This is a genomic window from Salinisphaera sp. Q1T1-3, assembly GCF_003602005.1.
Lineage (GTDB): Bacteria > Pseudomonadota > Gammaproteobacteria > Nevskiales > Salinisphaeraceae > Salinisphaera.
The window spans coordinates 30,243-50,642 of sequence record NZ_QZWD01000005.1 but is presented as its reverse complement, the minus strand read 5'-3'; the positions used below and the strand labels follow the sequence as shown (position 1 = coordinate 50,642).

Annotated in this window: 16 protein-coding genes; 14 read left to right on the top strand and 2 right to left on the bottom strand. The window is 65.5% G+C overall.

Annotation, left to right across the window (positions count from 1 at the left end; translation table 11 throughout):
* Positions 1 to 136 precede the first annotated feature (136 nt).
* The 8 genes from glpD (at position 137) to D3260_RS06445 (ending at position 12,224) form a co-directional block, all read left to right on the top strand.
* On the top strand, positions 137 to 1,660 hold the full coding sequence (glpD, locus tag D3260_RS06480) for a glycerol-3-phosphate dehydrogenase (protein ID WP_120097767.1): 1,524 nt from the start codon (positions 137 to 139) through the stop codon (positions 1,658 to 1,660).
* Positions 1,661 to 1,811: 151 nt separating this feature from the next.
* Positions 1,812 to 2,540, top strand: a complete 729-nt coding sequence (locus tag D3260_RS06475) for an MIP/aquaporin family protein (RefSeq protein WP_199671391.1) — start codon at positions 1,812 to 1,814, stop codon at positions 2,538 to 2,540.
* Between the two features lie 61 nt (positions 2,541 to 2,601).
* Complete coding sequence (glpK, locus tag D3260_RS06470) at positions 2,602 to 4,110, top strand: glycerol kinase GlpK (protein WP_120097766.1); 1,509 nt, start codon at positions 2,602 to 2,604, stop codon at positions 4,108 to 4,110.
* Between the two features lie 392 nt (positions 4,111 to 4,502).
* Positions 4,503 to 6,014, top strand: coding sequence for an aldehyde dehydrogenase family protein (locus D3260_RS06465; RefSeq protein WP_120097765.1), 1,512 nt, complete (start codon positions 4,503 to 4,505; stop codon positions 6,012 to 6,014).
* Positions 6,015 to 6,140: 126 nt separating this feature from the next.
* Complete coding sequence (locus D3260_RS06460; protein ID WP_120097764.1) at positions 6,141 to 6,500, top strand: hypothetical protein; 360 nt, start codon at positions 6,141 to 6,143, stop codon at positions 6,498 to 6,500.
* A 40-nt stretch (positions 6,501 to 6,540) separates the two neighbouring features.
* Entirely contained in the window at positions 6,541 to 7,860 is a 1,320-nt protein-coding gene (locus D3260_RS06455) for a TolC family protein (RefSeq protein ID WP_120097763.1), read from the top strand.
* 1 nt (position 7,861) lies between these two features.
* On the top strand, positions 7,862 to 9,118 hold the full coding sequence (locus tag D3260_RS06450; protein ID WP_158583419.1) for an efflux RND transporter periplasmic adaptor subunit: 1,257 nt from the start codon (positions 7,862 to 7,864) through the stop codon (positions 9,116 to 9,118).
* Positions 9,119 to 9,131: 13 nt separating this feature from the next.
* A complete protein-coding gene (locus tag D3260_RS06445; RefSeq protein WP_120097895.1) occupies positions 9,132 to 12,224 on the top strand; it encodes an efflux RND transporter permease subunit in 3,093 nt (1,030 codons plus the stop codon).
* A gap of 200 nt (positions 12,225 to 12,424) precedes the next feature.
* Here the strand turns inward: D3260_RS06445 and D3260_RS06440 are convergent, their stop codons facing one another.
* The gene (locus D3260_RS06440; RefSeq protein ID WP_120097761.1) at positions 12,425 to 13,336 is read right to left on the bottom strand and encodes a LysR family transcriptional regulator; all 912 of its coding nucleotides are present in this window, start codon (positions 13,334 to 13,336) and stop codon (positions 12,425 to 12,427) included.
* 138 nt (positions 13,337 to 13,474) lie between these two features.
* Here D3260_RS06440 and D3260_RS06435 point away from each other — a divergent pair, with 138 nt between their 5' ends.
* The 6 genes from D3260_RS06435 (at position 13,475) to D3260_RS06410 (ending at position 18,376) form a co-directional block, all read left to right on the top strand.
* Positions 13,475 to 13,981: a cupin domain-containing protein gene (locus D3260_RS06435; protein WP_199671390.1), complete on the top strand. Its 507-nt coding sequence runs from the start codon at positions 13,475 to 13,477 to the stop codon at positions 13,979 to 13,981.
* Positions 13,982 to 14,014: 33 nt separating this feature from the next.
* Positions 14,015 to 14,416 carry a cupin domain-containing protein gene (locus D3260_RS06430; RefSeq protein WP_120097760.1) on the top strand — a complete coding sequence of 134 codons (402 nt, stop codon included), beginning with the start codon at positions 14,015 to 14,017 and terminating at the stop codon, positions 14,414 to 14,416.
* Between the two features lie 55 nt (positions 14,417 to 14,471).
* Positions 14,472 to 15,350: a carboxymuconolactone decarboxylase family protein gene (locus D3260_RS06425; protein ID WP_120097759.1), complete on the top strand. Its 879-nt coding sequence runs from the start codon at positions 14,472 to 14,474 to the stop codon at positions 15,348 to 15,350.
* A gap of 71 nt (positions 15,351 to 15,421) precedes the next feature.
* A complete protein-coding gene (locus D3260_RS06420; protein WP_120097758.1) occupies positions 15,422 to 16,168 on the top strand; it encodes an SDR family oxidoreductase in 747 nt (248 codons plus the stop codon).
* A 124-nt stretch (positions 16,169 to 16,292) separates the two neighbouring features.
* Positions 16,293 to 16,757, top strand: coding sequence for a cyclophilin-like fold protein (locus D3260_RS06415; RefSeq protein ID WP_233543988.1), 465 nt, complete (start codon positions 16,293 to 16,295; stop codon positions 16,755 to 16,757).
* A gap of 521 nt (positions 16,758 to 17,278) precedes the next feature.
* A complete protein-coding gene (locus tag D3260_RS06410) occupies positions 17,279 to 18,376 on the top strand; it encodes an aldo/keto reductase (protein WP_120097757.1) in 1,098 nt (365 codons plus the stop codon).
* A gap of 759 nt (positions 18,377 to 19,135) precedes the next feature.
* On the opposite strand, the gene D3260_RS06405 is transcribed toward D3260_RS06410, so the two are convergent.
* Entirely contained in the window at positions 19,136 to 20,344 is a 1,209-nt protein-coding gene (locus tag D3260_RS06405) for a GNAT family N-acetyltransferase (protein ID WP_120097756.1), read from the bottom strand.
* Between the last annotated feature and the right edge of the window lie 56 nt (positions 20,345 to 20,400).

Sequence of the window (20,400 nt, the reverse complement as noted above, 5' to 3'; positions counted from 1 at the left end):
CTCGGCCGCAGGTGCCCGCGTCGCTTGCCCGACACCATGATGCGGGGCCTTGTCTCTACGACTTTTGACGCGTTGCGGTTGTTCACTTCCGAGCGTTAACGTCGCAAACCGAAAATCAACCCGGCCACCCTTCGCCATGCATGAGACATCCTGCTACGACCTGATCGTCATCGGTGGCGGTATCAACGGCGCCGGCATCGCCCGCGATGCCGCAGGTCGCGGGTTGTCGGTCCTGCTGTGCGAGGCCGATGATCTGGCCAGTCATACGTCCTCGGCCTCGACCAAACTGATCCACGGTGGCCTGCGTTACCTCGAACAGTACGAGTTCAAGCTGGTCGGCAAGGCGCTTGCCGAACGCGAAGTGCTGCTCGCCGCCGCGCCGCACATCATCTGGCCCCTGCGCTTCGTGCTGCCACATCAGAAACATCTACGCCCGGCCTGGATGATCCGCGCCGGTCTGTTTCTCTACGATCGCCTCGGCGGGCGCCAGACACTGGCGCGTTCACACGGTATCCGGTTCGCGACACATCCCGCGGGTGAATCGCTGCAGGACGCGTTCGACAAAGGCTTCATCTACTCCGATGCCTGGGTTCAGGACGCGCGTCTGGTCGTATTGAACTGCATGGACGCGGCAGCCCGTGGCGCAACGATCGCCACCCGCACGCGCTGCGAGTCCGCACAGCGCGATGCCGCGGGCTGGCAGGTCCGGCTCGAGAAAGCCGACGGCACGCAGATCGACGTGCGTGCGCGCGGTCTGGTCAACGCGGCCGGGCCGTGGGCCGTGCGGTTTCTCGACGATGTCGCGCATCTGACGCATCGATACGCGCTGCGTCTGATCAAGGGCAGCCATATCGTCGTGAACCGTCTGTTCGACCACGACCATGCCTATATCTTCCAGCAGCCGGACGGCCGCATTGTCTTCGCGATTCCCTACGAGCGCGACTACACCCTGATCGGTACCACCGATGTCGAGCACGACGGCGCCCCCGGGGCCGTCACGATCTCCGACGACGAGATCACCTATCTCTGCGATGCCGTGAATCGTTACTTCAAGGCACGGATCACCCCGGGCGATGCCGTCTGGTCCTATGCCGGCGTCCGACCGCTGCTTGACGATGCCGAGGACAACGCCAGCGAGATCACGCGCGACTATCGCATCCAGCTCGACACCGAAGCCGCGCCGCTGCTCAACGTGTTCGGCGGCAAGCTCACGACCTTCCGCCGACTGGCCGAGGATGCGATCGATCAGCTCGCCCCGACGCTGGGCAACCACGCACCGGCCTGGACGGCCACCGGCCATCCGTTGCCCGGCGGCGATGAGCGCGAGCCGCAGCGAATTGTCGACGCGCTTGGCGCGAGTCATCCGTTCATTCCGTCGACGATGGCCCGGCGTCTCGTCTTTGCCTATGGCACCCGCGTCCATGACGTGATCGGCCAGGCCGAAAGCCTCGCCGATCTCGGCACGCATTTCGGCGCCGACCTGTACCGCGCGGAAGTCGATTATCTGTGCCGATACGAATGGGCCCGCAGCGCATCGGACATTCTCTGGCGCCGCTCGAAACTGGGCCTGCGAATCGGCACCCGCGATCAACAACGGCTCGCCGATTATCTGGCCAAACCCGAGGCCCGGACGACAGCACCGATGGCCTGCACGGCCTGACCGTATTCATATCGATTACCCAACAGACCCGCGAAACGAGGAGGAGAAGATGAATTCGACCCGATACGAGACAGGCGCGGCATGCGTCCGTCGATCCACCAACAGCCACCGCACGCTGCGGCCCTGACGAGCGGAGCAACGAGCGATGGACATGGGAATCATCGAAACCATCCTGGTGCACGAAATCGCGGGCACCGCTTTTCTGACGCTGCTGGGTTGTGGCGTGGTCGCCAACGTACTGTTGAACAAGACCAACGGCCACGGCAGTGACGGCATCGTCATCTTCTTCGGCTGGGGCTTGGCCGTGTTCGGCGGCGTCTACGTGGCCTACGACACCGGCGCGCACATCAATCCGGCCGTCACGATCGCTTTACTCATCGGCCCTGCCAAGGAATATGCCGACGGGATTCCGATTAACTTTGCGACCACGATGGCCTACTTCGTCGCCGAATTCGTCGGCGGCTTTCTGGGCGCGATCGCCTGTTATCTGGCCTACAAGAAGCAGTACGACGAAACCGAGGACGGGGCGGCGAAACTCGCAACATTCTCGACCGGCCCGCAGATCCGCTCCTATGGGTGGAATCTCGTGACCGAAATCATCGGGACCTTCGTGCTGATCTTTGTAATCATAATGTTCGGACATACGCCGTCCGGCCTCGGCCCGTTGGGCGTCTCCCTGCTGGTGGTCTCGATCGGGGCCTCGCTGGGTGGGCCGACCGGTTACGCCATCAACCCGGCGCGCGATCTCGGACCCCGCATCGCACATGCGGTACTGCCGATCAAGAACAAGGGGCCGAACGACTGGTCCTATGCCTGGGTCCCGGTCGTGGGCCCGGTGATCGGCAGTGTCCTGGCCGCGCTGGCCGTCTACGTCTACTGACGTCATACCGTCACAATACGCATCACATCGTTTGCAGCTTACGCACGAGGAGCCAGAGCCAATGAGCAACGACAAGAAATACGTTCTCGCGATCGACCAGGGCACGACGAGCTCGCGCTCCATGCTGTTCGATCACGACGGCCAGGTGGTCGGCATCGCCCAGCGCGAATTCGAGCAGATCTTCCCGCGGCCGGGCTGGGTCGAACACAATCCGCGCGAGATCATGACCAGCGTGCTCACCACGCTGACCGAGGTCATCAACAACACCGGTGTCGATGTCTCGGAAATCGCCTCGATCGGCATCACCAACCAACGTGAAACGACGGTCATCTGGGACAAGAATACCGGCCAGGCCGTCTACAACGCCATCGTCTGGCAATCGCGTCATTCGGCCGAGATCTGCGACGACCTGCGCGAGGCCGGCCATACCGACATGATCCGCGACAAGACGGGTCTGGTCGTCGATGCCTATTTCTCCGGCACCAAGGTGAAATGGATCTTCGACAACGTCGACGGCGTCAAGGAAAAGGCCGACAACGGCGACCTGCTGTTCGGCACCATCGATTCCTGGCTGGTCTGGAACCTCACCGGCGGCAAGGTGCACGTCACCGACGTGACCAATGCCTCGCGCACCATGATGTTCAACATCCGCGATCGGCAATGGGATCCGGAACTGCTCGCGCTGTTCGATGTGCCCGAGTCCATGCTCCCGGAAGTCCGCTCCAACAGCGAGATCTATGGGCATGTCCTGCCGAAGTTTCTCTTCGGCAACGAAATCCCGATCGCGGGCATGGCCGGTGACCAGCAGGCCGCGCTGTTCGGCCAGGCCTGTTTCGAGCCCGGCATGGCCAAGAACACCTACGGCACCGGCTGCTTCACGCTGATGAACACCGGGACCGAGGCCACCGCCTCGGAAAACGGTCTGCTGACCACCGTCGCCTGGGAAGTCGACGGCACACTGGAATACGCCCTCGAAGGCAGCGTGTTCGTGGCCGGCTCCGTCATCCAGTGGCTGCGCGATGGCCTGCGCATGCTCGGCAAGGCCTCGGACTCGGAAGCCTATGCCGAGCGCGCCGGTGACTCCGACGGCGTCTATCTGGTCCCGGCCTTCACCGGCCTCGGTGCGCCGTACTGGAACTCCAACGTACGCGGTGCGATGTTCGGCCTGTCGCGCGGTACCACCAAGGAACATTTCATCCGGGCAGCCGTCGACTCCCTGGCCTATCAGAGCGCCGACGTGCTCAAGGCCATGCAGGCCGATGCCGACATCGCCCTCACCGAGTTGCGCACCGACGGCGGCGCGATCGCCAACGACGTGCTCGCCCAGTTCCAGGCCGACATCCTCGGCGTCGACGTCCTGCGCTGCGCGGTCAGCGAGACGACGGCCCTGGGTGCCGCCTACATGGCCGGCCTGGCGGTCGGCTTCTGGACCTCGCGTGATGAAATCTCCGACCGCTGGGCCCTGGAGCGACGCTTCAGCCCGGATATGGGCGAGGAGAAACGTGAAGAACTCTATGCCGGTTGGAAGCGCGCGGTCGAAGCGACCATGGGCTTCCGGGTAGAGTCCTGACCGAGACCGCGCGCGCCATCGCGTGAGCGTTCAAGGCCTCGTCGATATCGACGGGGCTTTTTTGTGCGCCAGACAGACCGCCGGGCGCCCCCGCGCAGACGACCGCGCACGCCCGTTTCGGCAGGGGCTGCGGGTGGCCGGGCACAACGGCCCTGTCAGCACGCACGGTTGTGGCACCGCCCTGCCGCAGGTGTGGCGACCGCGCGCGCCACGCCCCCGAGTCAACAAGCCCTGTCGTCCATCTTCCGTTGGCGCAGAACTTGCGCGATGCTTCAGGACACGGCCTATCGCGAATGACGCGAACGCCGGGCACCGGTCACCGCACGCCGTGACGCATCGTTCGATCATCTTGGCGTCGGCCCGTGTCGAAATATAAACAGGAGGAGACGAAGATGAACGCAGTCGCAGCCAAGCAGGTCGAACTCGAACCCGGGGTCCGGGAATTCATCGACACCCCACGCAGAATGCTCATCGGCGGGCAATGGGTGGCCGCCGAATCCGGCCAGACCTTCGATGTCTACAATCCGGCGACGGACGAGGTCATCGCCCAGGCCCAATCCGCCGGCAAGGCCGATGTCGACAAGGCGGTCAAGGCAGCACAGCAGGCTTTCGATGATGGCCCGTGGACACGGATGTCCCCGGCCGAGCGCGGTCGCATCGTCTGGAAGATCGGGGACCTGATCATGGCACATCAGGAGGAACTGGCGCAGCTCGAATCGCTCGACAACGGCAAGCCGATCTCGATCGCCCGCGCGGCCGACGTCCCTCTGGCTGCGGAGCTGTTCCAGTACATGGCCGGCTGGGCGACCAAGCTCAACGGCGAACAGATCGGCATCACCGTGCCCTATGCCCCGGATGCCCAGTGGCATGCCTATACCCGGCGCGAGCCTGTCGGTGTGTGCGGCCAGATCATCCCCTGGAACTTCCCGTTGCTCATGGCGGCCTGGAAGCTCGGCCCGGCGCTGGCCTGTGGCAATACAGTGGTCATGAAGCTGGCCGAGGAGACGCCGCTGTCCGGGCTGAAGCTCGCCGAGATCATGCAGGAAGCCGGCGTGCCGGACGGTGTGGTCAACATCATCACCGGTTTCGGAGAAGAAGCCGGCGCGCCCATCGCCGCCCATCCGCAGGTCGACAAGATCGCCTTCACCGGCTCGACCGACGTGGGCCGGCTGATCGTCGATGCCGCCAGGGGCAACCTGAAGAAGGTGTCGCTGGAGCTCGGCGGCAAGTCGCCCAACATCGTGCTCGATGATGCCGATCTGGAAAAAGCCATTCCGGGCGCAGCCAACGCCATCTTCTTCAACCACGGCCAGTGCTGTGCCGCCGGTTCGCGGCTTTTCGTCCATGAAAAAGTCTATGACGAGGTCATCGAAGGGATTGCCGACTATGCCCGCAACATCAAGCTCGGCCCCGGGCTGGACCCGGAAACCCAGATGGGCCCACTGGTCTCGCGCACCCAGCTCGAGCGCGTAACCGGCTATCTCGATGCCGGCAAGCAACAGGGGGCGAAAGCAGCCGCCGGCGGCGAGCGGGGCGACGGTGCCGGCTATTTCGTCAAACCGACGGTACTGGTCGATGTCGACGACGACATGAGCGTCTACCAGGAAGAGATCTTCGGCCCGGTCGTCGCGGCCACGAAGTTCTCGGATGTCGACCACGATCTCGTGCGTCGCGCCAACGATACGGTCTTCGGCCTGGCCTCGGGCGTATGGACCCAGGACATCGGCAAGGCCCACAAGCTGGCTGCCCGGCTCCGGGCGGGCACGGTCTGGGTGAATTGCTACAACATCTTCGACGCCGCGCTGCCCTTCGGCGGCTTCAAGCAGTCCGGCTGGGGCCGGGAGATGGGCGAGCAGGTGCTGGCCAACTACACCGAGACGAAGTCGGTGGCGATCTCGCTGTAACGCAGCTGCGGCTTGCGCAGGCCGGTCCCGGTGTGGGCCGGCCTGCGTGGGACCGCGATTCGGCCACCGCAGTCGAGAGCACCAGCCGGCGTTGCACCGCGCGCCCGGGCATGCTCGAATGACGTCATGCGAGACGGCTGGTCCCGACTGTCGACCTGGTGCAAGAGCGCGCTGGCCCTGTGCCTGCTGTGCAACGCCCTCTTGTGGTCGGTGCATGGTCTGGCGGCTGCGCCGAAGCACACGCATGCCTCGGCAACGACGGCGACGACTGCCATCGATGCCTCAGCATCCGCCGCCACGGCCAGCCCCGACCAGCCGGATCCGCCCGCAGACCATTGCTGCAGCCACGCCGAGCTGCATCACCTGGGTGTCATCCATATCTTCGTACACGAGACCCGGCCCGGTGCGGCCGCGCTCGTCACACGCACGCCGGCCCGCTATACCAGCGTTGCCGCCCAACCGCCGATTACCCCGCCCATAGCCTGAATTCTCTCGCTCTTCTTCTTTTCGCGATGAGGATTCATGCATGTTTCTGCCCTACCTGCGGCCGGGTGCCTGCGCGCTCGGCCTGGGGCTGGCGCTGTGGTCGGCGAGCGCATCGGCGCTCACCCAGATCCCCCAGCCCCTGACACTCGCGGCCGCGCTCGACTGGGCGGCCGAACATAACCCGACACTGCGCGCGGCCCGGATCGACATCGAACGCCGAACCGGTCAGGCCATCCATGCCGATGTCGCTGTCCCTTCGAACCCGCGTGTTCAGATCGGCGCCGGCCAGCGGCGCACCCCGGCCGGTCGCGGCACCGATCTGGACATCACGCTCAGCCAGACTTTCTGGATCGCCGGTCAGGGCGCGCTACGCGAGGCCGCGGCGAGCCACGAGCTCGGCGCGGCCCGGGACCGGTATCGCTATCTGTTGTCGGCGACGAGCACGCGCGTCCGCCATGCCTTTCTGTCCGTGCTGCTGGCCGAACGGGCCGTTTCCACGGCCGACCGGGTACAGCAGGCGACACGCCGCATCGATGGCTATGCACGTCGACGTCTGGATGCCGGTGCCGGCACACAGCTGGAAGCCAACGCCGCCCGTCTGGGCCTGCGCCGGGCCGAGGCCCTGCAGGCCCGGGCCCGTCGACAGCGGGCCCGGGCCCGGTTTGCGCTCGACGAGCTGCTCGGCATCGCGCCCACGCGTCGACTGGATATCGTCGGCCGCCTGCGTGTGAACCCGGCCGACCTGCCCGACCGACAAGCGCTGCTCTCGCGCGCCCTGCGCCAGCGCCGTGATCTGCAGGCCGCGGCCGGTCGCGTGGCTGCCGCGCGCAAACGACTCGCCCTGGCCGATCGACAGATCATCCCGAATCTCGAGGTCTTCGGTTTCTATCGCCGCGAAAACAGCGGGCGCGGCGAGGGCCCGGCCGGTAACGGCGCGGATATCCTCGGGGGCGGGATCTCGTTCGAGTTGCCGCTTCTTCACCGATACCAGGGAGAGCGGCGTCAGGCCGCGGCCGAACTCGATGCCCGTCGCCTGGCTCAGGACAATCTGCAGCGGGCGGTACGCCTGCAGGTCCTGCGCGGTCTGTCGGACTACGAGACGGCACGCGAGGAAGTGCGCAGCCTGGATCAAGCGGTGATGGACGCCGCGCAACAGAGCCTTGCCCTCACCCGTCGCGCCTTTGCCGCCGGCGAAGTCGGTGCCCCGGCGATCACCGCGGCCCAGAACAGCTTGATGGCCGTACGACGCGAATATCTCGATGCCCTGGGCCGGTTTGTCCAGGCAACCACCGATATCGAACGTGCCACCGGCGGCCTTGTCGCCGTCACCGGCGCGCCCACGCCCCATGCCGGAGATTGAGATGCGCGTATCGATGAACTGTCTCTCTGCCCTGTTGCTGATCTCGCTCGCCGGCGCGCAGACCGGCTGTAACCCGGAGACCACACCGGGCCAGACCGATCCAGAACCACAACGCACGGCCAAGACAGAAGACGAACACGGCGCCGGTGAAGATCATGCCCATCACGACGCCCACGAGGCGTCATCCCGTCGACTGACTCTGACGTCCGCCCAGCGCGAACGGCTGCCCATCGAGACCGGCCCGGCAGAGGCCGGCACGGCCGAGGCGACGCTGAGCGCACCGGCAGAGGTTCGTTTCGATGCCGACCGTGTTGCCCATATCGGCCCGCGCGTCGAAGCCAAGGTGGTATCGGTGACGGCCGACCTCGGCGATACCGTCGCGCCCGGCGACACGCTCGCCGTCCTTGACAGTGTCGCCCTGGGCCGGGCCAAAGCCGCCTGGCTGCGCTCCAACGCCGAAACGCGCAATGCCCGCGCGGTCTATCGGCGCAAGCAACAACTGGCCGAGGATCGGATCGTCAGCGCGACCGACGTCGATGCCGCGCAAGTCGCATATGTATCGGCACGTGCCGAACGACGAGCGGCCCGCGCCGAACTCGTCTTGCACGGCCTGACGGACACGGACATCGCCGCCATCGATGCCGGGGACGATTCCCGGCTGTCGCGTTTTTCGCTCATCTCACCCATCGCGGGCACCGTTCAGCGTCGCGATCTCGTGGCCGGCCAGACCGTCTCGTCCGATGCCACGCCGGTGCACGTCGTCGATGCCGACACGCTCTGGGTGATGATGCAGATCAGTGCCGACCAGGCCCCGCGCGTGCGTCCCGGCCAGGCGATGAGCTTCACCGTGCGCGCGCTGCCGAACCGGCAGTTCGATGGCCGTATCGACTGGGTTTCCCAGGCCCTCGACAACGAATCGCGCACACTGGCCGCGCGTGCGGTGGTGAATAACCAGCAGGGCCGCCTGGCGGCCGGCATGTTCGGCCAGGCCCGTATCCAGGCGGCCGGCGGGTCGCCACGCGCGCTGGTGCCGGTCGATGCGGTCCAGGTGCTGGACGATGATCGTCCCGTGGTCTTCGTACCCGGCGATGCCCCCGGTCATTTTCGCGCCGTCGCGGTGGCGACCGGCGCCGAGACTGCCGGACTCGTGGAGATCGTCCGCGGCATTTCGCCCGGCGAGACCGTGGTGCGTCGGGGCGCCTTCGATCTGAAATCCATCCTCACGAGCGGCACGCGCAGTGCCGCCCACAGCCACTAAAGCGGCGGCCACGATGATCACTGCATTCGTACGCCTTGCACTCGCCAACCGCCTGCTCACGCTGGTCACATTGACCGCCGTGGCACTGACCGGAATCTATGCCTATCAGCAGGTGCCGGTCGATTCCTATCCGGACGTCACGCCACCGCTGGTCCAGATCTATACCGCCAGTCCGGGGCTGTCGCCGGTCGATGTCGAGACCCAGGTTTCCTATCCGGTCTCGATCGCGATGTATGGTCTGCCCGGGCTGGCGCGGGTCCAGAGCACGTCGATCTTCGGCCTGTCCCGCGTCAACGTCTATTTCGAGGACGGCACCGATATCTATTTCGCGCGGCGGCTGGTCATGGAGCGCCTGGCCCAGGCCCGGCAGGAGATTCCGGACGGCCTCGGCGATCCACAGCTCGGCCCGCTGACGAGCGGGCTGGGCCGCGTGATGATGTACACGGTCGAAAACACCGACAGCGGCGATCACTCGCCGATGGCGCTGCGCAGCGCCCAGGACTGGATCATCAAACCGCAGCTGCGCACGGTGCCCGGCGTGACCGGCGTCCTGTCCATCGGCGGCCAGGAAAAACAGTATCAGATCACGCTCGATGCGAATGCCCTGTCGGCGCGCGGGCTCACGGTGGCCGATGTGCGCGCCGCGGTGGCCGCCAACAACCGCAACGTGGGCGGCTCGTTCATCCAGCGCGGCGGCGAGGAATACATCGTGCGCGGCTATGGCTGGGTCAACGCCGGCGACGCCGGGCTGGCGGATCTGCGTCGTATCCAGATCGCCGTGCGCGACGGCACGCCGATCACCATCGACGATGTGGGCGATGTGGCCTACGGGCCGGCGCTGCAGCGCGGCACGCTGGTGGCCAACGGCCAGCCGGCGGTCGGCGGGTTCGTGCTCAAGCTCATGTCGGCGGACACCCAGCGCCTGCTCGCGGCCATTCGCGACAAGGTCGAGACCCTCAATGCCAGCCTGCCCGAGGGCATGCAACTGGTGCCCTACTATTCCCAGGCCCGGCTGATCGACAGGGCCACCGGCACGGTGACACAGGCCGTGCTGTTCGGCGCACTGCTGGTCGTGGCCCTGCTCTATCTGTTTCTCGGCAACCTGCGCTCCACGCTCATCGTCGTCGCCAGTCTGCCCCTGTCGGCGCTGGTGGCCTTCATCGCCATGTACGGCGTCGGGCTGTCCGCGAACCTCATGAGCCTGGGCGGGCTGGCGATCGCGGTCGGCATGATGGTCGATGGCTCGGTGGTGATGCTGGAAAACATATTCCGGCATCTCGAATCCCGCCGCGAGACAGCCGTATCGCGGGTCCGGCTGGTTGGCGAGGCCGCTGCCGAAGTCGCCCAGCCCATCACCTTCGCGATCGCGATCATCGTGCTGGTCTTCGTGCCACTGTTCACGCTCCAGGGCACGGAGGGCAAACTGTTCTCGCCGATGGCCTGGACCATCGCCTTCGCGCTGCTCGGAGCCTGGCTGATGGCATTGACCTTCGTACCGGTCATCGCCTCGCTCGTTTTCTCGTCCGGCCACCATCAGACCGAGCCCCGCCTCATGGCCTGGATCCGCGCCGGCTATCGCCCGCTGCGCGATGCCGCGATGGCGGCTCCGCTCATCGTGGCCACGGCCGCCATCGTGCTGTTCTGTGCCAGCCTGGCGATCTTCCCGCACCTGGGAACGGAATTCATACCGACCCTGCGCGAAGGCACCTTCATGGTTCGCTCGACCCTGCCGCCCGGCGCGAATCTGAACAGTGCGACCGACTACGCCCGGCGCGTGCAGGCCGTGATCGGCGAGTTTCCGGAAGTCGAAGGCGTCTATTCCCGCGTCGGCCGCGCCGAAGTCGGGGGAGATCCGGAGCCGGTCAATGTCATCGCCTCGGTCATCACGCTCAAACCCCTCGATCAGTGGTCGACCGGGCACGATTACGAAGCCCTGCAGAAGGCCATGGCCGAACGCGTCGGCAAGACGTTGCCGGGCCTGGCCAACAACTTCTCGCAACCGATCCAGCTCCGCACCGACGAGCTGCTGTCGGGCGTACTGGCCCAGGTCGTCGTCAGTATCTACGGCGACGATCTGGACGCGCTGGCCAAAGCCGGACGACAGATCACCGCCATCGCGCGCGAGGTGCCGGGGGCTGCCGATGTGCGCATGCAGCAACAGGCCGGCAAGCCGCAGATCGTGATCCGCCCGGATCGCGCCGCCCTGGCCCGCCACGGCGTGTCGCTGGATGAAGTCCTCGGTGTCGTGGAAACCGGGATCGGCGGCGCCGCGATCGGACAGGTCTTCGAGAACGTCCGCCGCTTCGATATCTTCGTCCGGCTCACCGCCGAGGCCCGCGACAGCGTGGCGGCCATCCGCAACCTGACGTTCCGCACCTCGCAAGGCGCGTTGGTTCCGTTGTCGCGGCTGGCCGATGTCGAGGTCTATCGTGGGCCGAAGAAGATCTCGCGTGCCCAGGCCAGCCGGCGGTTGTTCGTGCAGCTCAACGTGCGTGGACGCGACATGGGCAGCGTGGTCGCCGACCTGCAGACACGCGTGGCCGAGCAGGTCGATCTGCCGGTCGGCTATTTCATCGAGTACGGCGGCCAGTTCGAGAACCAGCGTCGGGCGATGGCCCGGCTCTACGTCGTCGTGCCGATCACCCTGGCCGGCATCTTCCTGTTGTTGTTTCTGGCGTTTTCGAATCCACGCCATGCTGCGCTGATCTATCTGAACGTCCCGTTCGCCATCACCGGCGGCATCTTCGCGCTCTGGCTCTCCGGTCTTTATCTGTCGGTCGCCGCAGCGGTGGGCTTCATCGCGGTCTTCGGCGTGGCCGTGCTCAACGGTGTGGTGCTGGTCTCCTACATCAACCAGCTGCGTGATCGGGGCATTTCGGTCGACGACGCCGTGCGCACCGGCGCCGAACATCGGTTGCGGCCGGTACTGATGACGGCCACCACGGCCATCGCCGGGCTCGTGCCCCTGATCCTGGCCAACGGCATCGGCGCAAACGTTCAGCGTCCGCTGGCCACCGTCGTCATCGGCGGCCTGGTCACCTCGACGTTGCTCACCCTGCTGGTGCTGCCGGCGGTGTATCGATGGTTCGCCGGGCCATCGCGCTGAAAGCCGGCCGCGGGCCATGCGTGGACGGTATTCATCCGTCCACGCCGGCATCGAGCGCAACGAGCGCGACACGAGGATTCGACCTCGCGTGCCGGATCTTGTCGCCCCGCGCCGGTGGTCGAACCGTCTGTTTCAGGGCCACGCCGTCCGCGATGATTCGCTCAGCGTCGATCGAAGACGACGTGGTCGGCCGGGGCAGTTCAGCTCGCGTCGTCGCGCGCGGCCCGGTACCGAAGACCGTCGACAACCGTATGCAGTGCCCGAGAGGACTGCCGCCGCGACGGATAGTACAGATAGTGCCCCGGCCAGGACGGTGCCCAGTCATCGAGCGTCGTTTGCAACACGCCGGTCTCGATGTCCGAGGCCACCATCTCGATCGGCAGGAAACCCAGACCGTAGCCGCGCCGCACGGCCCGCCGTATCTGATAAAGCGTGTCGAAGACCAACCGCCCGGGCACCCGCACGTCGATCTCTTCGTCGCCTCGCGCGAGTTCCCAGGCATAGATCGCGCCCCGCGTCGGCAGCCGCAGATTGGCGGCCTGATGACGAGCCAGATCATCGGGCGTCGTTGGCGCTGGATTGTCGGCGAAGTATGTCGGCGCGCCGACGATCACCATGCGCTGCTCGGGTTGCAGGGCCACCGCGATCATATCCTGTTCCACCGCCGGGCCCAGTCGTACGCCGATATCGAAACGGCTCGCGACGATGTCGGTCAGTGCGTAATCGGTACAGACCTCGACGGTGATCTCCGGAAACTGTTCGATCACCGCTTCCAGGCGCGGCCAGAGGATGTACTCGGCCACGAAATCGAACGTGTTGATCCGGATCGTACCGGCCGGGCGCTGTTGCTGGGACTGCAGCTCGGCGACTTCGGCCTCGATATCGGCAAAACGCGGCCCGAGCATGGCCAGCAGGCGATCACCGACATCGGTGGTGGCGATGCTGCGTGTATTGCGGGCCAGCAGGCGCAGTCCCATGCGTTGTTCGAGCGCCTTCATCGACTGGCTCAAGGCCGACTGCGAGACCCCCAGCTGGGCGGCGGCCCGCGTGAAACTGCCCTCGCGGGCGATGGTCACGAACGAAAACAGATCATCGTAGTAGCGGCGCGGCATCGGCAGGCCTTCGTGGGGCGACCTAGAAGCAGGCCTTATAAGGCCTTTCGTTAGAACAGTATGGATGTGTCACGAGCCGCCCACAATAATGTTAAGTATTCCAGTTCACGCCGAATGCGATGAAAACCGGAGTTATTGATGAATTATCAATCGAAGACCGCGATCGCCTGTGTACTGCTCGGTTTCGCCATGGCCAGCCAGGCGGCCGATCAGAACACCGACGCCAGCCAGGGCGATTCGAACACGCTGCGCATCAGCCATGCCGCGGATCGCGACACGCGCGCTGACCTGTCGAAGTATTTCACGGGCAAGGCCCTGGTCAATCCGCTGTTCTCGGCCGAAGACGACTCGCACGCCACGGCGGCCAGCGTGACCTTCGAGCCGGGCGCCCGCACGAACTGGCATACGCATCCGGTCGGCCAGCAGCTGGTCGTCACCGATGGCATCGGCTGGGTCCAGATGAAGGGCCAGCCCAAACAGACCATCAAGGCCGGTGACGTGGTCTGGATACCGGCCGGCGTGAAGCACTGGCACGGCGCAACGGCCAATCACAGCATGACGCACATCGCCGTTCAGGAACGTCGGGATGGCGACAACGTCTCCTGGGACGGCCCGGTCACCGATGCACAGTACAACGCCGAATAACACTTTTTGCCCTCGAACCATAAGGAGTCTGTAATGGATATCAGCAAGAACGGAACGCGCCCGTCCAACCCCGGCCCGGACGATTTCTTCACCGGCACGGTGCGCATCGACCCGCTGTTCAACAACGACGACCCGGCCCGCACGAGCGGCGCCAGCGTGACGTTCGAGCCCAAGGCCCGCACGGCGTGGCACACCCACCCCTACGGCCAGACGCTGATCGTCACTGCCGGCAGCGGTCTCGTTCAGCGCGAAGGCGGCCCGATCGAAGCCATCAATCCGGGGGACGTGGTCTGGTTCCCGCCGGAGGAAAAGCACTGGCACGGCGCCGGTCCCGATACCGCGATGACCCATATCGCTGTCCAGGAGAAAGCCGAGGACGGCCCCGTGACCTGGATGGAAAAGGTTACCGATGCCCAGTACGAAGGGCGCGAATAAGCGGCTTCACGGCGACCGGTCTTCCGGTCGCCGTCTTTTATCGAGGGATATATCCATGCCAAAGCGATCCATCGGCCTCGGGTCGCGGTTGTCGGCCGTCGCTGTTGCGCTGGCCTGTTCAACCGGCGCCAGTGCGGCCACCGACACCGCCGACGACAGCGCCAAGACGACGTCGCCCGACCTGTCGCAGACACCGACATTGCAACAGATCAGCGAGGTGGCCCCGGCGCTGTCGCGCTATTCGCGCGATGTGATCCGGGACGATCTCTGGCAGCGCAAGGCCCTGTCCACGCACGACCGAGCCCTGGTCACGGTCGCGGCCCTGATCGCACGCGATCAGACCGGCGACATGACCTTCTACTTCAAAAAGGCACTGGACAACGGGGTCACACCGGCTGAACTCGGTGAAGTGATCACCCAGATGGCCTTCTATGCCGGCTGGCCGAACGCCATGGATGCCGTCAACGTGGCGCGGCCCATCTTCGAGGCACGTCATGTATCGGCCGATCAACTCGCGCCCAACAAGCCCGATCTGGCGCCGGTCGACAAGCAGACCGAAGCCTCACGCAAGGCCTCGGTCGAGAAGATTGCCGGGCAAGCGTCGCCGGGCGTGGTGACCTTCACCAACGATGTGCTGTTCGGCGATCTGTGGCGGCGGCCCGTGCTCAGCCCGCGCGATCGCAGCCTCGTGACGGTCGTCGCTCTCGTGGCCACCGGCCAGGCCGAACAGATCAAGTTTCACCTGAACCGAGCGATGGACAACGGTCTGAGCCAGGACGCGGCATCGGAAATTCTCACTCAGCTGGCCTTCTATTCGGGCTGGCCGAAGGTCTTTTCCGCGATCCCGGTCTTCAAGGCGGTATTCGCCTCGCGGTCGCAGGACAGCCAGGCTGGCGCGACGGACCAGCAGACCACCTCGGATACCGGGCAATAACCAACAGCACCGCCCGCGGTGCCCGCGGCAGCCCGAGAACACCGGCTGCCCTTCTTTTCAGGAGTCATCCCATGACGGACGCAATCGATAACCGGGTCGTCGTGATCACCGGCGGCAGTAGCGGCCTTGGCGAAGCCACGGCCCGTCATCTGGCCGAACACGGCGCGATCATCGTGCTGGGCGCACGGCGCCTCGAGCGCATGCAGTCCATTGTCGACGACATCAAGGCCGCCGGCGGTACCGCGATGGCCATCGAGACCGATGTCACCGACCGGACACAGGTTCAGAACCTCGTGGACAAGGCCGTGGCCGAGCACGGCCGTATCGACGTGATGCTCAATAACGCCGGGCTGATGCAGCAATCCGCACTCGAGCGGCTCAAGGTCGACGAGTGGGACAACATGATCGACATCAACATCAAGGGCACGCTCTACGGCATCGCGGCCGTGCTGCCCCAGATGCAGAAACAGAAGTCCGGCCACATCATCAATGTCTCGTCGGTCGCCGGGCACAAGGTCACCCCGGCCGGCACGGTCTATTGCGCCACCAAGTACGCCGTACGTGCGATCAGCGAAGGCCTGCGTCAGGAGGTCAAGGACTACAACCTGCGCACGACCATCATCTCCCCCGGCGCGATCGACACCGAACTGCCCGGTCATATCACCGATCCGGACGCCTCGGAAGCAATCAACGGTTTCTACGAATCGGCCGCCATTCCGGCGGATTCCTTCGCCCGGACGGTCTACTTCGCCATGAGCCAGCCGGCGGATGTCGATATCAACGAAATCCTGTACCGGCCGACCGCACAGCCGCTCTGATCGCGCCATGCAAGGCGGTGGCCCCGGATAGGTGTGCCACCGCCTCGATACCGCCATCACCGAATCCCCGGGGCGACAGATGAACCGATCGATGCCACTCGCACGCCGTCGTGCCACATGTCTTATGCCTGCCCGACGGCAACGCGTGTTCAGCCAGACCGTTCTGGCCGCACTATGCCTGGCCGGCGCGTTCATCTTCGCCCGGGCGGCCTTCGCCGAGACCAAGGAGCCCTCCATGATTCCCATCAAGGTCACCGTCGCCGATCACGTGCTTGAGGCCAAGCTCGACGACACCACGGCCGGCCGTGATTTCGCGGCCATGCTGCCACTGGATCTGACGCTGTCGGACTTCCACGGTATCGAGAAGATCGCCGATCTGCCGCGCGAGCTCGACACCAGCGATGCCCCGGACAGCTACAAGCCGGAAACCGGCGACATCACGCTGTATGCCCCCTGGGGCAATCTCGCGATCTTCTACAAACCGTTCCAGAAATCGCGCGGGCTCGTTCGCCTCGGCGAATTCTCCGGCCCGATCGATGCGCTGGTGCGCGACGGCGAGACGCCCATCCATATCGAGCGCACCGACTAGAGCCTGTTATTAATCCGGCACCAGAACAGCTGACGACGTCAGCTGTCTTCAACGCCATCGAAAGAAACGCCGGCACTTGTCCGTCTTTTTATTTTCAATGGCTTCACGGCCGTTGGCCGTGGCGCGCGTGCTGTCGCACATGCGCGTCATCAACCCGAAAAATCATCTATTTTCATGCCGGGTTAATAACACGTCGCACGTGACCGCGTTGCCAGACGATAGACAGCCGCCTTGTCTCGCCTCTGCTCTGGTGTCAAGCAAGGCGCAGGCCACCGATCGTGCGGCACTTCGGGCGCCTGATGGCGGACACGGTTCGTTTGCCATCTCGCAGCCGAACCACGTGAACGTCGACGTCATCCGGTGCCGGCGGACCGCCGCCCACCCCGGCCGGGATCACCGCCGGCAAGCCAGCGACCCGCAGGCTTGCCCTGGCTCGTTGATTAATCGAACCACTTGACAGCGATGCGCGCGCAAGCCGTGCGCATCGTCTTCGAACCACCGCATTCACAAAGGTTTCGACCATGGAATACCGCACTCTGGGCCAGTCCGGCCTCGCTGTTTCAAAACTCGCGCTCGGCACCATGTATTTCGGCAACGAGACGCCGGAAGCCGAGGCGTTCGACATCATGGATACATTCGTTGAAGCCGGCGGCACCCTGATCGACACGGCCGATGTCTACGTCGGAGGTATGGCCGAACAGGTCATCGGTCGGTGGTTTGCCGATCGGCCCCGCGAGATCACCGATCACGTCGTGCTCGCGACCAAGGCCCGCTATCCGATGGGCGACGACGTCAACGCGCAGGGGCTGTCGCGTCGACATCTGCAGCGCGCGCTCGATGCCTCCCTGGAACGTCTCGGTGTCGAGACGATCGATCTGTACCAGCTTCACGGCACCGATCCGCTCACCCCGATGGAAGAGACGCTGGCGTTTCTCGACGACGCCGTGCGCGCCGGCAAGATTCATCACATCGGCCTGTCGAATTTCAACGGCTGGGAGATCCAGCGCATGGCCTCGACGGCTCAGGCGATGAACCTGACCGTCCCGAGCGCGCTGCAGCCGCAGTACAACCTGCTCTCGCGCGAGATCGAATGGGAAATCGTGCCGGCTGCCCGACACAACGGCATGGGCCTGTTGCCCTGGTCGCCGCTGGCCGGCGGCCTGCTCACCGGCAAGTACGAGCGCAACAGCCAGCCCGCCGCCGATACCCGCGCCGGGTCGGACAACCCCATGTGGCAATGGACCATCGCCGAGTTCGCCAAGGACGACCGCGACTGGGCGGTCATCGATGCCGTGCGCGAGATCGCCGACCAGACCGGCGCGACCGCCTCGCAAGTCGCCCTGGCCTGGCTCATGGCCCGGCCCGGCGTGACCGCACCGATCTGCGGCGCCCGGACCCCGGCCCATATCCAGGACAACCTGGGCGCCGCCGAACTCACCCTCGACGCCGAGCCCATGGCGCGGCTGAACGACCTCAGCGCGCCGGTCGCCGTCAACAGTTATCCGTACGGCAATTTCGGCGAGGCCATGCGCACCCGCTATGTGGATCGCGCCGAACATGCGGTGGGCCGTGTGGTGGCAGATGGGGCCGATGCGCCGCTCGGCACGCGGGACGACTGATCCGCTCGGCACTCGGCGCAGCCAGGCCCTGCCGGGGCATCCGCCGTTCGTTATACCCGGTCTGTCGCGACATCAAAACACACGACAGCTCGCCCGAGCGCGGCACCCGCCGGCGTGCCGTGCTCGATAGCATCACGGGCGCCGCCTCGTCGAAAGGATCTTGGCGGACGAGCGTCATGCCACCGGCCGGGAATCGATCCGGATGCCCGGCAGATAACCGCAGGTCGAGGCGACGATGTGCCTATCGCGCACGACACGGGCGCGACAGCGCGTGGATCAGGCTGCCGTCGAACACGGCGGTTCCGCCCGGACGGCGGCCGGGCGAAACCGCCGCCCGTTGGTCATCAAAGCCATGCCGTGGCCCGATGGCAGGAACGAGCCGAGATCGATCCACGGGCCATCAGCCACCGCAAGGCTCAGCTGACCGATGCTCTCGCCAGCTTGCTGGCGGAAGTCGCCTCGCTGATTCCGGGACGGGTTGCGGGTCGAGGATCGCGCACACGAGCGGCACGACAATCAGGCCAGCCTGCATCTTGCCGTGGACAGCCGCTATCCGCGCGATCGGCCGTTCGCTGCACAGAACGTCGTGGTCGGCTCATCCCACCGGATGCGGCAAGGCATCGCGCCACTTGATACGCATTCCACCGATCGAGCCAACGGCCCCGGCCAAGCCCGACGCGGGACAGCCCAAACACCAATGCACGGGCAAACGCATGCGATGACCTTGCCGATCCGGCGCCCGCCTCGGCATCGACCCACTCAGCCATCGCACTGGGCATCCGCAACCGGCCAGTGATACGCAATGAAATCGCTTGGCCCGCCGGTATACCGGTCGTAGAACCCCCGCCCACGTGCGTTGAAGTGCTGCGTCAGCCAGCGGACGGCGGGCCAGCCGCGGTCGGTGGCGCACTGCCGGATGCCGGCGAACAGCGCATCCGCGGCGCCGCTACCGCGATATGCGGCAGCCACGTACAGATCATCGAGAAAGCCGATATCGGTGCCGCCGAGCGTCTGCGGACAGGCCCGGATATGCGCCAGGCCCACCGGGCCGTCGTGTTCATCGACAACGACCAGCCCCTCCAGCGGATGGGCCGGATCGCCCAGCCAGCGCCACACGGTATCGATCGTCGCGCTGTCGATATCCGGTTTGTCGTAGAAAGCAGCGTAGCCCTGGAACAACCCACGCCAGGCCTCGGCATCGTCGGCCCGCAGCCAGCGCACCGTAGGCGTTTCGATCGTCTTTTTGCCGCCCGGCTCGGCGTTTCGCGCCCGCATCGTCAAGCGAGACAATCGTTCGCGCTGCCGGCCGTGTTGATCGAAATTATCGGGCGACAGCCATGCCCGGAACGCTGCTTCGAGCGCGGGCCATTCATGGTCGAGCATCGAAAACCAGGCCGTGTCCCGGTTACGGCCCTTGGCGATGCGATGCTGGCGAAACACGCCCTCGAAGCGAAACCCCAGACGCGCGGCGGCCGTCCGCGAGGCCGCGTTACCGGCATGGCATTTCCATTCATAGCGTCGATACCCGAGCGCAAAGACGTGCTGCATGAGCAGAAACTGGGCTTCGGTGGCCGCCGCCGAGCCTTTCAAGGCATCGGCATAGTGGATATGCCCGATTTCCAGCACGCCATCATCGGGACGAATACGAATCAGCCCTGCCACGCCCAGCGCTTGCCCGCTCGCCCGGCCGATCAGCGCCACATAGCGCGCATCGTGTTCGGCATTGGCCCGTGCAATCCAGCGCGCATAGTCGGCGCCGTCGGCGAACGGCCCATAGTCCAGATAGGTCCAGCCCGGGGCATCGTCGCCGGCACGATAAGCCGCCATCAGCGCCTCGGCGTGACGACCGACATCGAGCGGTTCGAGCCGGACATATCGCCCCGTCATCTGGACCGGTTCGGGGAATCGGGGCGGCTGCCAGTCCGGCAGCGCCGCCCCGAGCGGCGAGTGCAAGAAACGCGGTTGCATATCATCTCTCTGTCGAATGGAAACCCGATCGGCCCGCCACTCGGTGCCAGTGCGGC

Excerpts from the sequence above, each read along its gene's own strand:
- glpD (WP_120097767.1), top strand. The coding sequence starts at position 137 with ATGCATGAGACATCCTGCTACGACCTGATCGTCATCGGTGGCGGTATC.
- D3260_RS06475 (WP_199671391.1), top strand. The coding sequence starts at position 1,812 with ATGGGAATCATCGAAACCATCCTGGTGCACGAAATCGCGGGCACCGCT.
- glpK (WP_120097766.1), top strand. The coding sequence starts at position 2,602 with ATGAGCAACGACAAGAAATACGTTCTCGCGATCGACCAGGGCACGACG.
- D3260_RS06465 (WP_120097765.1), top strand. The coding sequence starts at position 4,503 with ATGAACGCAGTCGCAGCCAAGCAGGTCGAACTCGAACCCGGGGTCCGG.
- D3260_RS06460 (WP_120097764.1), top strand. The coding sequence starts at position 6,141 with ATGCGAGACGGCTGGTCCCGACTGTCGACCTGGTGCAAGAGCGCGCTG.
- D3260_RS06455 (WP_120097763.1), top strand. The coding sequence starts at position 6,541 with ATGTTTCTGCCCTACCTGCGGCCGGGTGCCTGCGCGCTCGGCCTGGGG.
- D3260_RS06450 (WP_158583419.1), top strand. The coding sequence starts at position 7,862 with ATGCGCGTATCGATGAACTGTCTCTCTGCCCTGTTGCTGATCTCGCTC.
- D3260_RS06445 (WP_120097895.1), top strand. The coding sequence starts at position 9,132 with ATGATCACTGCATTCGTACGCCTTGCACTCGCCAACCGCCTGCTCACG.
- D3260_RS06440 (WP_120097761.1), bottom strand. The coding sequence starts at position 13,336 with ATGCCGCGCCGCTACTACGATGATCTGTTTTCGTTCGTGACCATCGCC.
- D3260_RS06435 (WP_199671390.1), top strand. The coding sequence starts at position 13,475 with ATGAATTATCAATCGAAGACCGCGATCGCCTGTGTACTGCTCGGTTTC.
- D3260_RS06430 (WP_120097760.1), top strand. The coding sequence starts at position 14,015 with ATGGATATCAGCAAGAACGGAACGCGCCCGTCCAACCCCGGCCCGGAC.
- D3260_RS06425 (WP_120097759.1), top strand. The coding sequence starts at position 14,472 with ATGCCAAAGCGATCCATCGGCCTCGGGTCGCGGTTGTCGGCCGTCGCT.
- D3260_RS06420 (WP_120097758.1), top strand. The coding sequence starts at position 15,422 with ATGACGGACGCAATCGATAACCGGGTCGTCGTGATCACCGGCGGCAGT.
- D3260_RS06415 (WP_233543988.1), top strand. The coding sequence starts at position 16,293 with ATGCCTGCCCGACGGCAACGCGTGTTCAGCCAGACCGTTCTGGCCGCA.
- D3260_RS06410 (WP_120097757.1), top strand. The coding sequence starts at position 17,279 with ATGGAATACCGCACTCTGGGCCAGTCCGGCCTCGCTGTTTCAAAACTC.
- D3260_RS06405 (WP_120097756.1), bottom strand. The coding sequence starts at position 20,344 with ATGCAACCGCGTTTCTTGCACTCGCCGCTCGGGGCGGCGCTGCCGGAC.